This window comes from Nocardioides jiangxiensis (assembly GCF_030580915.1).
GTDB classification, from domain to species: Bacteria; Actinomycetota; Actinomycetes; order Propionibacteriales; family Nocardioidaceae; genus Nocardioides; species Nocardioides jiangxiensis.
The window spans coordinates 866,131-878,760 of record NZ_JAUQTA010000001.1; the positions used below are offsets into that span (position 1 = coordinate 866,131).

12 protein-coding genes are annotated in these 12,630 nt (G+C 71.9%); 7 read left to right on the forward strand and 5 right to left on the reverse strand.

The features are described 5' to 3' along the window. Positions 1–33: 33 nt before the first annotated feature. Positions 34–1,269: a cytochrome P450 gene (locus tag Q5722_RS04315; protein WP_305026980.1), complete on the reverse strand. Its 1,236-nt coding sequence runs from the start codon at positions 1,267–1,269 to the stop codon at positions 34–36. A 236-nt stretch (positions 1,270–1,505) separates the two neighbouring features. On the opposite strand from Q5722_RS04315, the gene Q5722_RS04320 reads away from it, so the two are divergent. The 3 genes from Q5722_RS04320 (at position 1,506) to Q5722_RS04330 (ending at position 5,803) form a co-directional block, all read left to right on the forward strand. Continuing rightward, positions 1,506–2,567, forward strand: coding sequence for a TerC family protein (locus Q5722_RS04320; protein ID WP_305026981.1), 1,062 nt, complete (start codon positions 1,506–1,508; stop codon positions 2,565–2,567). Positions 2,568–2,823: 256 nt separating this feature from the next. After that, on the forward strand, positions 2,824–5,568 hold the full coding sequence (locus Q5722_RS04325; protein ID WP_305026982.1) for an FAD/NAD(P)-binding protein: 2,745 nt from the start codon (positions 2,824–2,826) through the stop codon (positions 5,566–5,568). 88 nt (positions 5,569–5,656) lie between these two features. Further along, on the forward strand, positions 5,657–5,803 hold the full coding sequence (locus Q5722_RS04330; RefSeq protein ID WP_305026983.1) for a GPGG-motif small membrane protein: 147 nt from the start codon (positions 5,657–5,659) through the stop codon (positions 5,801–5,803). A 19-nt stretch (positions 5,804–5,822) separates the two neighbouring features. Here Q5722_RS04330 and Q5722_RS04335 read toward each other — a convergent pair whose 3' ends face one another. The 3 genes from Q5722_RS04335 to Q5722_RS04345 form a co-directional block, all read right to left on the reverse strand. After that, entirely contained in the window at positions 5,823–6,818 is a 996-nt protein-coding gene (locus Q5722_RS04335; protein WP_305026984.1) for a hypothetical protein, read from the reverse strand. Positions 6,819–6,906: 88 nt separating this feature from the next. Then, a complete protein-coding gene (locus tag Q5722_RS04340; protein ID WP_305026985.1) occupies positions 6,907–7,167 on the reverse strand; it encodes a metal-sensitive transcriptional regulator in 261 nt (86 codons plus the stop codon). Position 7,168: 1 nt separating this feature from the next. Further along, positions 7,169–7,573, reverse strand: a complete 405-nt coding sequence (locus Q5722_RS04345; protein ID WP_305026986.1) for a DUF302 domain-containing protein — start codon at positions 7,571–7,573, stop codon at positions 7,169–7,171. Between the two features lie 98 nt (positions 7,574–7,671). Here Q5722_RS04345 and Q5722_RS04350 point away from each other — a divergent pair, with 98 nt between their 5' ends. From Q5722_RS04350 to Q5722_RS04365, 4 genes are read left to right on the forward strand one after another with little or no spacing between them, the layout of a single operon-like run. After that, positions 7,672–9,843, forward strand: coding sequence for an MMPL family transporter (locus Q5722_RS04350; protein ID WP_305026987.1), 2,172 nt, complete (start codon positions 7,672–7,674; stop codon positions 9,841–9,843). A gap of 11 nt (positions 9,844–9,854) precedes the next feature. Next, a complete protein-coding gene (locus tag Q5722_RS04355; protein WP_305026988.1) occupies positions 9,855–10,235 on the forward strand; it encodes a carboxymuconolactone decarboxylase family protein in 381 nt (126 codons plus the stop codon). A gap of 29 nt (positions 10,236–10,264) precedes the next feature. Then, the gene (locus Q5722_RS04360) at positions 10,265–10,441 is read left to right on the forward strand and encodes a DUF8730 family Cys-rich protein (RefSeq protein WP_305026989.1); all 177 of its coding nucleotides are present in this window, start codon (positions 10,265–10,267) and stop codon (positions 10,439–10,441) included. A 1-nt stretch (position 10,442) separates the two neighbouring features. Then, the gene (locus tag Q5722_RS04365; RefSeq protein ID WP_305026990.1) at positions 10,443–10,652 is read left to right on the forward strand and encodes a YgaP family membrane protein; all 210 of its coding nucleotides are present in this window, start codon (positions 10,443–10,445) and stop codon (positions 10,650–10,652) included. A 275-nt stretch (positions 10,653–10,927) separates the two neighbouring features. Here the strand turns inward: Q5722_RS04365 and guaA are convergent, their stop codons facing one another. After that, a complete protein-coding gene (gene guaA, locus Q5722_RS04370; protein WP_305026991.1) occupies positions 10,928–12,499 on the reverse strand; it encodes a glutamine-hydrolyzing GMP synthase in 1,572 nt (523 codons plus the stop codon). Between the last annotated feature and the right edge of the window lie 131 nt (positions 12,500–12,630).

Genomic DNA, 12,630 nt, shown 5'->3' on the forward strand with positions numbered 1-12,630 from the left:
ACGTCTTCGTGCTCGCCCGTGGCGGGGGTCACCTCAGTGCGCGACAGGGCAGGTCCGCACCTGCATCTCGTCGACGCCGAACACGATCGAGGTCTGGCGGTACGCCGGAGTGCCCTGCACCTGCAGGTCGGGGAAGCGGCGCGCGAGCGCGGGCAGCGCGATCTGCAGCTCCAGCCGCGCCAGCTCGGCGCCCACGCAGCGGTGGATGCCGTGGCCGAAGGCGAGGTGCGAGGACGGTTCGCGGGAGGGGTCGAAGCCCGGCCGGCCGTCGTGGTTGGAGCCGGGGATCGAGACCATCACGACGTCGCCCTTGCGGATCCGCTGGCCGGCCACGACGACGTCCTGCTTCGCGAACCGCGGGAACGCGACCTGCACGACGGCGAGGTGGCGCAGCAGCTCCTCCACGACCGGCACCGGGTCGTCGCCCTCGGCCAGAGCCCGCCACCACTCGCGGTGCTCCAGGAGCAGTCCCGTGCCCAGCGCGAGCATGGCCGCGCTGGTCTCCATGCCGCCGGTGAAGACGCCGTCGGCGAGGCCGCCGAGGTCGTAGTCGGAGATCTCGGGGTGCTCGAGGACGAGGCGCCCGATCAGGCCGGGGCCCGGCTCGATGCGCTGCCGCTCGGTCGCCCCGATGAGGAACGTGCGCGACCCCGAGATCGCACCGAAGGCACCCATGCCGCCCTGCGAGACGTCGAAGCGCGCTCCGCCGAGCTGGCGGAACGTCGCCCGGTCGTCGAGCGGCAGCCCGAGCAGCTCGCAGATCACCAGGAACGGCACGTCGAAGGCGAACGTCGCCGCCAGGTCGACGGAGTCCCCCGCCTTGCCGCGGCGCTCGAGCAGGTCGAGCTGCTCCTCGACGATCTCCGCGATGCGGGGACGCAGCGCCTCGAGCCGGCGCTTGGTGAACTCCGGCGCGACGAGCTTGCGCAGCAGCGTGTGCTCGGGCGGGTCGGTGAACCCGAGGCCGCCGATGTCGCCGTCCGCAGCGCCGCGCGCGCCGACGTACGGCCGGATGTCGGTGGAGTACGCCGTCGGCTCGGCGAGGACGGCGCGACCGGCCTCGGCGTCGGTCACCAGCCACACCCCCATGCCGAGGACCGAGGCGAGCCTGCGCACCGACTGGCCATCAGCCAGTCGGGGGTCGACCTCGACCCCGTCACGCCGCAGCGGCCAGGCCAGCGACTCCGGCAGCCTGTCCAGACGGGAGAGATCCATCTTCCGGCTGCCCACACGGGCGGCGAGACGGACCAGCGGCGCGGCGATTCCCATGGCGACATGCTGCCAAGGTCGGCTGAGGAATGCGTGAATTTCGCACGCTTTTGCGGCCGCGCGCGCCGCAGCGGCCGGCAGGTAGACTGTGCCCACCTTGGAGGGGAGTATTCCTTCGCGGTGGCGTCGTCAGTACGGACCACGGGTCCCGGTGCCATCGGTCTGCGGCGGGGCCGTCAGGCGGAAGAGACCTCCGGAGTCAGTCCTGTACACACTCCGGAGGAAAAGGATTTCCCATGGATGCACTCCTCGGCGACTCGGTCGCCTCCCCCACCGTATGGATCGCGACGCTGCTGGTCACGCTCGGCATCGTCCTCGTCGACGTCGTCATCATCGGCCGCCGCCCGCACGAGCCCACGCTGCGTGAGGCCAGCCGCTACCTGACGTTCTACGTCGCGCTGGCAGTCGCCTTCGGCATCGGTCTCTGGGTCTTCGCCGAGCCGCACGCGCTCTCGCCCAGCCCCGGCCCGGAGTTCTTCGCCGGCTGGCTGACCGAGTACTCGCTCTCGGTCGACAACCTCTTCATCTTCATCATCATCATGGCCAGCTTCAACGTGCCGCGGCAGTTCCAGCAGAAGGCACTGCTGATCGGCATCGTGCTGGCACTGATCTTCCGCGGCGTCTTCATCGTGGTCGGAGCCGCGGCGATCAACGAGTTCAGCTGGGTCTTCTACCTCTTCGGGGCGTTCCTGATCTACACCGCGGTCAAGCTCGCCAGGGAGGGCGCGGAGGACGAGGACGAGTTCGAGGAGAACAAGCTGGTCGCGTTCGCCGAGAAGCGCCTTCCGGCCACGAAGGAGTGGCACGGCACGGCCCTCCTGGTCCGGCTCGGCGACAAGCGGGTGATCACCCCGATGTTCCTCGTCGTCCTCACGCTGGGCACGACCGACCTGCTCTTCGCGCTCGACTCGATCCCGGCGATCTACGGCCTGACCAAGGACCCGTACCTGGTCTTCACCGCCAACATCTTCGCCCTCATGGGCCTGCGCCAGCTCTACTTCCTCATCGGCGGACTGCTCGAGAGGCTCGTCTACCTCTCCTACGGCCTGGCGTTCCTGCTCGGCTTCATCGGCGTGAAGCTCGTCCTGCACGCCCTGCACGAGAACGAGCTGCCCTTCATCAACGACGGCCACCACGTGGCCTGGGCGCCGGACATCCCGATCTGGCTCTCGCTGGTCGTCATCATCGGCACCCTCGCGGTCACGACCGTCGTCTCCCTGGTCGCGAGCGCCCGGATGACCGCCGCCGAGCGCGACGAGGTCACCGGTCCCCGGCGCGACTGGGCGAACGACGACTGACCCTGTCGAAGCGGGGGCCCCACGGTTCGCCGTGGGGCCCCTCTGCATTTCCGATCACCACTAACTCATGTTTTTCAGTATGGTTACTTGTCATGAGCATGCGAGCCGTCCTCGACCGATGTCGCCGTCGCGATCGACGTACCTCCGTGGTCACCCCTGAGCCGCCGTCCGGGTCGGTGCGCCTGCCTGCGGAGGAGGCTGTCCCACCAACGGCCCCGCAGGCGGCCCATGGCCACCGTCCCGGACGGCACCGCGCGTGAACGCCCGCCCCGTCGTCGCGATCCTCGGCGCCGGCGCCGCCGGCACCCTCACCGCGCTCCACCTCGTCCGCGAGTCCGGACGCCGCTCGACTCCCGTCGAGATCCTTCTCGTCGACCCGGCGGACCGCTGGGGACGCGGCACCGCCTTCGGCACCACCGACGACCAGCACCTGCTCAACGTCCCCGCAGCCGGCATGAGCGCCCTGCCCGAGGACCCCTCGCACTTCCTGCACTGGCTGCAGGACCAGCAGCCCGACGCGCACGCCTTCACGTTCGCGCCACGGCGGACCTACGGCCGTTACCTCGACGAGCAGCTGACCGCTGCCGCGCGCGACATCCTCGTCGAGACCACCGTCAGGCACGTGCGCGCCACCGTGACCGACGTACGCCGCGACGGCGCCCGCGTCCGCCTCGGCCATGCCGGCTCACCGGACGGCCTGCTCGCCGATGCGGTGGTGGTGGCGGTCGGCCTCCCCACGACCGGCGAGGACTGGGCACCGCCCGCCCTCCGCGACTCGCCGTTCTTCGTCACCGACCCCTGGGCGCCCGGCGCCCTCGACCCGATACGCCGTGACCGCACCGGCCCCGCCGACGTGCTGGTCGTCGGCACCGGCCTGACGGCGGTCGACGTGCTCTTCTCGCTGGCGGGCACCCGGCCGGACCGGCGCCTGCACACGGTCTCCCGCTCGGGACGCCTGCCCTCGCGCCACGCGGACCGGCTCAAGCCGGCCGCGATCCCCGACATCAGCGGCTGGGGCGCGCGCCTCGAGGAGATCCGGACGGCCGTCGAGCAGCACCTGACCGAGGTCGCGAAGACGACCGGTGACTGGCGGCCGGCGCTCGACGGGCTGCGGTTCCGCGTGGCCGAACTGTGGCAGCGGCTGCCGGAGGAGGACCGGACCACCTTCCTCCTCCGCGACGCCGCAGCGTGGAACCGGCTGCGCCACCGGATCCCCACGGAGAGCCACGAGCGCCTGGACGGGCTCGTCGGCAGCGGTGAGATCGTGCTCGGCGCGGCATCCGTCACGGCGGTCGAGCCGCTCGCTCACGGCGGCCTGCGTGTGGCGACGACCGACGAGGCCGTGCGCGAGGTCGGCTGGGTGGTCAACTGCACCGGCCCGCGCGCCGACGTGCGGACCCTGGGCAACCCGGTCCTCGACGACCTCCTGCGCCCCCGCCTCGACGGTGCCCTCGCGGTCACGACCACCGCGGGAATGGGCCTGGCCACCCGCGACGGACGCCTCGTGGACGGCCGCGGTCGACACGACGCCCCGATCTGGACGCTGGGCGCGCTGCGTCGTGGCGAGCTCTGGGAGTCCACCGCGGTCCCGGAGATCCGGCAGCAGGCACTGGCTCTGGCCGTCGGGGTCCTGGAAGCCGTCGCGCCGCTCCCCCGTCGCCTCGCCGACGGCACCTGGGTGCCGGGCCACCACCCGGTCGCTCGCCCGCGGGATCCGCTCGGCCTCCCGCTCTCGACCACCGCCGAGGCGGCCGCGGTCTTCAACGCCGGCCTGGAGCGGCTCATGCGCCTGCAGTCCGGGGCGGAGGAGCTGTTCGCCCAGGCCGCGGCACTCGACCCGGACTTCGCCCTCGCCCATGCCGCCCTCGCACTGCTCGGCCACGAGGCGGGCGCCGACACCGACGTCACGGCCGCCCTCGCCGCGGCACGCCGGGCCGCACGGACGAACGCCGACGACCGCGAGCGCAGCCTCGTCAGCGTCGTCGGCCTCCGCATCCGCGAGCCGCGCCGGGCCGGGGCGGACGCGCTCCGCCGCCACATCGCCGCGTACCCGCGCGACGTGCTGGCCGTCTCCGCCGCCGTGCCGACGATCGCCTTCTCGGGCGTGATCGACGTCCAGCAGGACGTCTGGGCGCTGGTCGAGAACCTCGCCCCGGCGTACGGCGACCACTGGTGGTACATCTCGCTGCTCGCCTTCGTCCGCCAGGACCAGGCGCGGTACGACGAGGCAGCACTGCTGGCCGAGTCCGCCCTGTCGTGCGAGCCGTCGTCCGGCCACGCCGTGCACGCACTCGCCCATGTCCACTACGAGACCGGGCAGCACGAGACCGGTCGCGCCTGGCTCGACCACTGGATCGACGCGGGCGGCCGGTCGGCGAGCCACCGCGCCCACTTCGCCTGGCACGCCGCGCTCCACGAGCTGGCGCTCGGCGACGTCGAGGCGGTGCGGGCCCGCTTCGCCCGGCAGCTCGCGGACGTGACCGGCGTCCGCGGGCTGGTGGACACGGCCTCGCTCCTGTGGCGCTGGCAGGTCGCCGTCACCGACTGGGACACGACGGTGCCGTCACCACCGACAGCCGCGCCCGTCCTCGCCGCGGTCGGCTCCCAGCTGCTCGGCCAGCCGGAGACGCCGTTCATCGCACTGCACGCCGCGGTCGCCCACGCGGCGAACCACGACGCCGCATCGCTCGACTCGCTCGGCACGCGGTGTCGTCGTTCGCGCGACGAGGCGAGCCGGTCCGCGGTCGCCCCCGTGTGCCGCGGCCTCGCCGCGGTGCTGCGCGAGGACTGGTCGACTGCCGTCACCGAGCTGAGCACGGCCCTGCCGGGACTCACCGCGGTGGGCGGCTCGGCGGCACAGCGCGAGATCGTCGAGGAGACCCTGCTGCTCGCACTGTGGCGCGACGGCCGGACCGACGTGGCACGCGAGGTACTGGGCGACCGGGTCGACCGCCGCCACTCACCGCTCGACGAGCGTCGGCTCCGGCTCACCGCCGGCTGAGCGAGGCATGGGGCCCGGCACCGGCGGGTACGAGAGGCCAGAGGCCCGCGACCCCGATGGGCCCGTCTGACGAAAGAAGGACCCACTCATGGCATTCATCCTGTGGATCATCGCGGTCATCCTGGTCATCGCCGGCATCGCCAGCCTCTTCCGGGGCGAGATGCTCTGGGGCATCGTCCTGATCATCGTCGGACTCGCCGTCGGACCGGGTGGCTACAGCATCTTCAACCGCTGACCCGGCAGGTACGACGCCGTCAGCCGAGCAGGGCCTGGGCCTCGGGGGAGGTGTAGAAGCCGGCCAGGCGGCGTCGTACCAGCCCCTCGAGGACGCCGGCCTGCGCCAGCGCGTCGAGCACCGGCGGACCGAAGCGGCGGGCCTCCTCGACGAGGTCCTCGCGGTCGAGGCCGAACTCGGCGAGCAGGTCGTGCAGCGTGAACGCCTCATAGGTGTCGAAGAAGACCTGGACGCCCGACTCGACCGCTGCCGCGATGTACGGCGTCGTACGCAGGTCGAGCCAGAGCTGGTAGATCGCGACGAAGAGCTCGACGACCTGCCCCTCGCTGACCGCGCCGACCAGCTCGCTGAGCGGGCGGGCGGCGAGCGCGTCCCAGACCTCCAGGACCGCCGCGCGCAGCTCGTCGTCGGAGACGGTGTCGGCGGCGCTGTCGCTGAGGTAGCCGAGCAGGACGCCGGCCGCACGCTCCGCGACCTCGCGGCTGCGCTGGTCCGCACCGTCGATCAGCCCGGCGCCGAGCTTCTCCGCCGCGTCGATGCCGCTGCTGACCAGGGGCACGCGCTTGGCGATCCGGCGTCCGGTCGTGAGGGGGCCGATGGCCAGGCCGCGCATGACCTCACCGACTCCGGACTGCAGGGTGGCGTTGTCCGCCATGCCGCGCAGGATCCGCTCGCGGATGCCACGCATCTCCGCGACGACACTGACGAGCTCGTCGACACGGGCTCGCCCCACGAGGTCGCCCAGCGCGACCTCGTTGGCCGGATGGCTCCGCACCCGGGTGGCGATGTCCGCGGCGATCTCGGGGATCGCACCCGGCAGCCGGAACGTGGCGACGTACTTGAGGGCGACGGCTGACACGAGCTCACGCCGCATGACCTGGTCGAGGCGCAGCGTCCCGAGCGTGGCGAGCAGGTGGTCGATCTCCACCACGACCTGCTCCTCGAACCTGTCGCCGCGCAGGGCGGCCAGCTCGTGGGCGACGTGGGCGTCGAGAAGCTGATCGGCGAGGCTCATGCCCCCAGTGTCCCCGATCCGGGCCGCCCGGCGCTCCTGCCGACGGGTGGGCTGCCTCACGCAGGCGAGCCGCCCTCCCCGGTCACGCCTAGGCGAGGGAGAGGAAGAGCTTCTCCATGCGGGCGGTGTCGACGCCGTCCGGCCCCTCCTCGCGCAGGCACGCCTGCATCCCGGTCGCGACCAGCGCGAACCCGCTGCGGCTGAGCGCCTTGTTGACCGCCGCGAGCTGGGTCAGCGCGTCCTCGCAGTCCGCGCCCTCCTCGAGCATCCGGATCACGGTGGCCAGGTGGCCGTGCGCCCGCTTCATCCGGGTGATGACGGGCTTGACCTCGTCCTGGTCCAGCTTCATGTCAGGCCTCCTGCCCCTCGAGCCGCGCCAGCATCTGCGTGAGCCGGTCGCGCGCCTCGGCGGCGACCTCCGCGATCGCCGACGATGCACTGAAGGATGTCATGGCCGCCGGGTCGAAGACCTCCACCCGGCTCGTCCCGTCGTCGACGGCCGAGACCACCACGTTGCACGGGAGCATCGCGGCCACCCGCGGGTCCGCCTCGAGGGCACGGTGGGCCAGCTGCGGACGGCAGGCGCCGAGGATCACACGCGGCGCCACGTCGAGGTCGAGCTTCGCCTTGAGCGTCGCCTTCAGGTCGATCTCCGTGAGCACACCGAAGCCGGCGTCGGCCAGCGCGTGACGCACACGCGCCACCGCCTCGTCGTACGGCGCGGCGATCGTGCTCGCGAGCGTGAACTCCTCCATGTCAACCTCCTGTGACCTGGTCGATAGAACCCCCAGGGGGGTTATCTGCTACGGTTTAATCATAACCCCCCGGGGGGTTCTACGGAAGGAGGCGCAGCATGGCGCACCAGATCGACCGGACGGCGGACCGGACCGCCCCTCCCCACACCGGCACCGACCCGACCAGCACTGGCCGGCTCGGCTCCCTCGGCCTGTGGGTCGCCGACCACGCACGGCTGGTCGCCCTGTCCTGGCTCGTGGTCGTGATCGGCCTCGGTGTCTTCGCGCCGTTCGTCGAGAAGAACCTCTCGGGAGCGGGCTGGCAGGCCGACGGCTCGCAGTCCGTGGCAGCACGCGAGCTCGCACAGGAGCACTTCGGCGGCAACGCCAGCCACGCCCTGCAGGTCGTCGTGCACAGCTCCGCGGGCCCGCTGACCTCCGCCGAGGGACAGCGCGTGATCGCGCACGTCACCCACCTGCTCGCCGGGGACGACCGCATCGCCACCGTCGTCCCGCCCCAGCCCGGCGCCACCCTCTCCCGCGACGGCACCACAGCAGTCGTGCTGGCCGGTGCCGGCGTCGACACGAACGAGATGGTGAAGGTCGCCACCGACCTCAAGGAGGAGCTCTCTGCCGCGGGAACCTCGACCATCTCGGTCGACCCCACGGGAGCGTCGGTGCTCTGGTCCGACTTCAACGAGGCGAACCTGAAGGCCATGCTCGGCTCGGAGATGCGGTCCTGGCCGGTGACGCTCGGCATCCTCGTGCTCGCCTTCGGCGCGCTCGTGGCCGCCGGCCTCCCGCTCCTGCTGACCCTGGCCGGCCTCGTCGCCTCGGCCGGCTCCCTCGTGCTGATCAACGAGCTCGTGCCCGTCTCCATCTGGGCGATGAACTTCGCGATGATGTTCTCCCTCGCGCTGGGCATCGACTACGCGCTCTTCCTCGTCGTCCGCTACCGCGCCGCCCGCGAGGGCCAGCACCGGACCGCGCGCGAGGCGGTCGCCGAGACGATGGACACCGCCGGCAAGGCAGTCCTGCTCTCCGGCGCCACCGTGCTCGTCTCCCTCTCCGCCGTCATGCTCGTGCCCTCGCCGTCGTTCCGCTCGATGGCCGGCGGCATCATGCTCTCGGTCGTCTTCATCCTCGCGGCGACGCTGACCCTGCTGCCCCTCGTCCTGGTCAAGCTGGACCACCGGATCAACCGCTTCGCCCTGCCCTGGGTCAAGGCCGGCGAGCACCGCTCACCCGCCTTCGCCGCCTGGGGCGAGCGGCTGTGGCGCCGCCCGGTCCTGTGGGGCACGGCCGCCCTCGTGGTCCTGGTGGCCCTGGCCGCCCCGATCATCGGCCTGCGCACGGCGATGCCGTCGATCAAGGTCCTGCCCGAGGACGCCAGCGCGCGGGTCGGCTACGACACGGTCCAGGCGGCGTTCGGCAAGGGCGCCCCCGGCGCCCTGCAGGTGATCGCCGATGCCGACCAGGCCGACACGGCGTACGCGGTCCTCACCCACGACCGGGGCATCGCGGCCGCGATGCCGCCGGTGGCGGCGGGTGACGGCAGCGGTCTCGTGCTGATCCAGGCCGTGCCGACGGTCGACCCGTCCGATCCGGCCCTGGCGACGACGGTGGAGCGCCTGCGCGCCGACCTGCCGTCGACGGCCAAGGTGGGCGGCGCCGCGATCGAGAACATCGACCTCAAGGACCAGCTCGACCGCTCGGCGCCACTCGTGATCGGCGTCGTCATGGTGCTCGGTTTCCTGCTCCTGCTGGTCGCCCTGCAGGCACCGCTGATCTCGCTGCTCGGCACGCTGGCCAGCCTGCTCTCGACGGCTGCCGCGTTCGGGGTCGCCCGCCTGGTCTTCCAGGACGGACACGGCTCCGGCCTCCTCGGCTTCGAGCACCAGGGCTTCCTCGACGCCTGGGCGCCGGTCTTCTTCTTCGCGATGATCTTCGCCATCGCGATGGACTACACGGTCTTCCTGCTGGCCTCCGCCAAGGAGCACTGGGAGAAGTCGGGCGATCCCCGGGAAGCCATGGTCGGCGCGGTGGCCCACTCCGGACGCGTGATCTTCGCCGCCGGAGGCGTCATGGTCGCGGTCTTCTTCACCTTCGCGCTCTCCGGCCCGCTTCCGCCGAAGGAGATGGGCGTCATCCTCGGCGTCGCCGTCCTCCTCGACGCCTTCCTGGTCCGGCTGGTCCTGCTCCCGGTGATGCTCCGCCTCGCCGGACGCGCGGCCTGGGCCTCCCCCGCCTGGCTCCGCCGGATCCTGCCCACCATCCGCTTCTCGCACTGAAAGGCATCACCATGACCGAGACCCACTCCGCTCACGGCAAGACCGTCCTCCGCGAGCTCTCCCCCCAGCACCGCGCACTGCGTCGGGCGATCCCCGAGGTGTACGCCGGGTGGAGCGAGCTGCACAAGGGCGCCTTCGCCCCGGGCGCGCTCGACGTCAGGACGAAGGAGCTGATCGCGCTCGCGATCGGCGTCGTCGAGGGCTGCGACGGCTGCATCGCCTCGCACAGCCAGGCCGCTGTCCGTGCCGGGGCGACGCGCCAGGAGGCAGCCGAGGCGATCGGCGTCACCTTCCTCATGCACGGCGGCCCCGCGACGATCCACGGCGCCCGCGCCTACGAGGCCTTCTGCGAGTTCGCGGACGCCCTCGAGGCCGGCGAGACGCCCTCCTGACACTGACCACCCACCCGAGGAGAAGAGACATGTGTCGACCCGTCCCCTGCAAGCAGTGCGGCAAGATCACCTGGTCCGGCTGCGGACAGCACGTCGCTGCCGTGAAGGCGTCGGTGCCCCCGGCGAACTGGTGCGCCGGGCACCCGAAGACCGAACGGCCCACGGGGCCGCGCCGCAGCTGGCTCGGCCGGATCGTGGGGCGCTGACATGACCGTCGACCGCGCCGTCCTGGTCCTCGCCGGCACCATGACCCTGGTCAGCGCCTTGCTGGTCGCCGTGGTCTCGCCGTGGTTCCTGCTGCTCACCTGCTTCGTGGGCGCCAACCTGCTGCAGTCGGCGTTCACGGGGTTCTGCCCCGCAGCGCTGGTCTTCCGCAGGCTGGGCCTGCCCGGGGGATGCGCGTTCCCGCAGAGGTGACGCCCCGAGACCGCCGGGCCAGGGACGCCCCCTTCCGCGGCCCGGCGTGACGCGGCCCCGACCGAGCATCGGTCGGGGCCGTTGTCGTTGTCTGCCAGCCGTCGGACACGACAAGGCCGCCCGACTCGCCGTACTCATCGGCAGGTCGGGCGGCCCTGGTGGCTCAGGGGGCCTCCTCGCTCACTCCCAGGCGGCCTTCGGCCGCTGGTCGCTCGCTCGTCGGGCTCCTCCGCAAGCACTCGCTGCGCTCGCGCTTCCTCCGGAGCCCTCCTCGCTCACTCCCATTCGATCGTGCCCGGGGGCTTGGACGTCACGTCCAGCGTCACCCGGTTGATCTCCTTGACCTCGTTGGTGATCCGCGTCGAGATCTTCTCCAGCACCTCGTAGGGCAGGCGGGCCCAGTCCGCGGTCATCGCGTCCTCGGAGGTGACCGGACGCAGCACGACCGGGTGGCCGTAGGTGCGACCGTCGCCCTGGACGCCGACCGAGCGGACGTCGGCGAGCAGCACGACCGGCATCTGCCAGATCGAGCCGTCGAGGCCGGCCTTGGTCATCTCCTCGCGAGCGATCGCGTCGGCCTCGCGGAGGATGTCGAGACGCTCGCGGGTGACCTCACCGACGATGCGGATGCCCAGACCCGGACCCGGGAACGGCTGCCGCTGGACGATGACGTCCGGCAGGCCGAGCTGCGCACCGACGGCACGCACCTCGTCCTTGAAGAGCTCACGCAGCGGCTCCACCAGCTCGAACTCGAGGTCCTCCGGGAGGCCGCCGACGTTGTGGTGGGACTTGATGGTCGAGGTGCCCGCGCCGTGGCCGGACTCGACGACGTCCGGGTAGAGCGTGCCCTGGACGAGGAAGCCGACCTTCGTGCCCTCGGGCGCCGACTTGATGACCTCGAGCTCGGCACCCTCGAACGCGCGGATGAACTCGCGGCCGATGATCTTGCGCTTGGCCTCCGGCTCCGAGACGCCGGCAAGCGCGTCGAGGAACTGCTTCTCGGCGTCGACGACGATCAGCTTCGCGCCCGTGGCTGCGACGAAGTCGCGCTCGACCTGCTCGGTCTCGTCCTTGCGCATGAGGCCGTGGTCGACGTACACGCAGGTGAGGCGGTCGCCGATCGCCTTCTGCACGATGGCAGCGGCGACGGCGGAGTCGACACCTCCGGAGAGGCCGCAGATCGCGCGACCTTCCTCGCCGATCTGCTCCTTGATCCGGGCGATCTGCTCCTCGGCGATGTTGCCGATCGTCCAGGTCTGGCGACATCCCGCGATGTTCCACAGGAAGTGCTCGAGCACCTGCTGGCCGTGCTCGGAGTGGAGCACCTCGGGGTGCCACTGCACACCGGCGTAGCCGCGGGCGACGTCCTCGAACGCCGCGACCGGGGTCAGCTCCGTCGAGGCGAGGACCGTGAAGCCCTCCGGCGCCTTGACGACCTGGTCGCCGTGCGACATCCAGACGTTGTGGGCCGAGGGCATGCCCGCCATCAGCACGCCGTGCTCGACGACCTGGACAGGGGTGCGGCCGTACTCGCGCAGGCCGGTCGCGGAGACCTCGCCGCCGAGGGCCTGGGCCATCGTCTGGAAGCCGTAGCACATGCCGAAGACAGGGACCTCGCCGGTGAAGAGCTCGCCGTTGAGTGACGGGGCGCCCTCCTCGTAGACCGACGACGGACCGCCGGAGAGGATGATCGCCTTCGGCTTCTTCGCCAGCATCTCGGCGACGGGCAGCGTGTGCGGCACGATCTCGGAGTAGACCCTGGCCTCGCGGACGCGGCGCGCGATCAGCTGCGCGTACTGCGCCCCGAAGTCGACGACGAGGACGAGGTCGTGCGAAGTGTCAGTCACGCGCGGATTCTAACGTCCGTACGCCGCTCTCCCGGACGCCCGTCCGCCGCCACCTCCCCGCCGAACGCACCAGGACCCCGCCGGGGAGGGAGCCTGTGCCGCCGGGGTCCGACCCCGCCGAACGCACCAGG

What these genes read in the sequence shown, in the direction of transcription:
- Q5722_RS04315 (WP_305026980.1), bottom strand. Translation starts at nt 1,269, where the DNA reads ATGGGAATCGCCGCGCCGCTGGTCCGTCTCGCCGCCCGTGTGGGCAGC.
- Q5722_RS04320 (WP_305026981.1), top strand. Translation starts at nt 1,506, where the DNA reads ATGGATGCACTCCTCGGCGACTCGGTCGCCTCCCCCACCGTATGGATC.
- Q5722_RS04330 (WP_305026983.1), top strand. Translation starts at nt 5,657, where the DNA reads ATGGCATTCATCCTGTGGATCATCGCGGTCATCCTGGTCATCGCCGGC.
- Q5722_RS04335 (WP_305026984.1), bottom strand. Translation starts at nt 6,818, where the DNA reads ATGAGCCTCGCCGATCAGCTTCTCGACGCCCACGTCGCCCACGAGCTG.
- Q5722_RS04340 (WP_305026985.1), bottom strand. Translation starts at nt 7,167, where the DNA reads ATGAAGCTGGACCAGGACGAGGTCAAGCCCGTCATCACCCGGATGAAG.
- Q5722_RS04345 (WP_305026986.1), bottom strand. Translation starts at nt 7,573, where the DNA reads ATGGAGGAGTTCACGCTCGCGAGCACGATCGCCGCGCCGTACGACGAG.
- Q5722_RS04350 (WP_305026987.1), top strand. Translation starts at nt 7,672, where the DNA reads ATGGCGCACCAGATCGACCGGACGGCGGACCGGACCGCCCCTCCCCAC.
- Q5722_RS04355 (WP_305026988.1), top strand. Translation starts at nt 9,855, where the DNA reads ATGACCGAGACCCACTCCGCTCACGGCAAGACCGTCCTCCGCGAGCTC.
- Q5722_RS04360 (WP_305026989.1), top strand. Translation starts at nt 10,265, where the DNA reads ATGTGTCGACCCGTCCCCTGCAAGCAGTGCGGCAAGATCACCTGGTCC.
- Q5722_RS04365 (WP_305026990.1), top strand. Translation starts at nt 10,443, where the DNA reads ATGACCGTCGACCGCGCCGTCCTGGTCCTCGCCGGCACCATGACCCTG.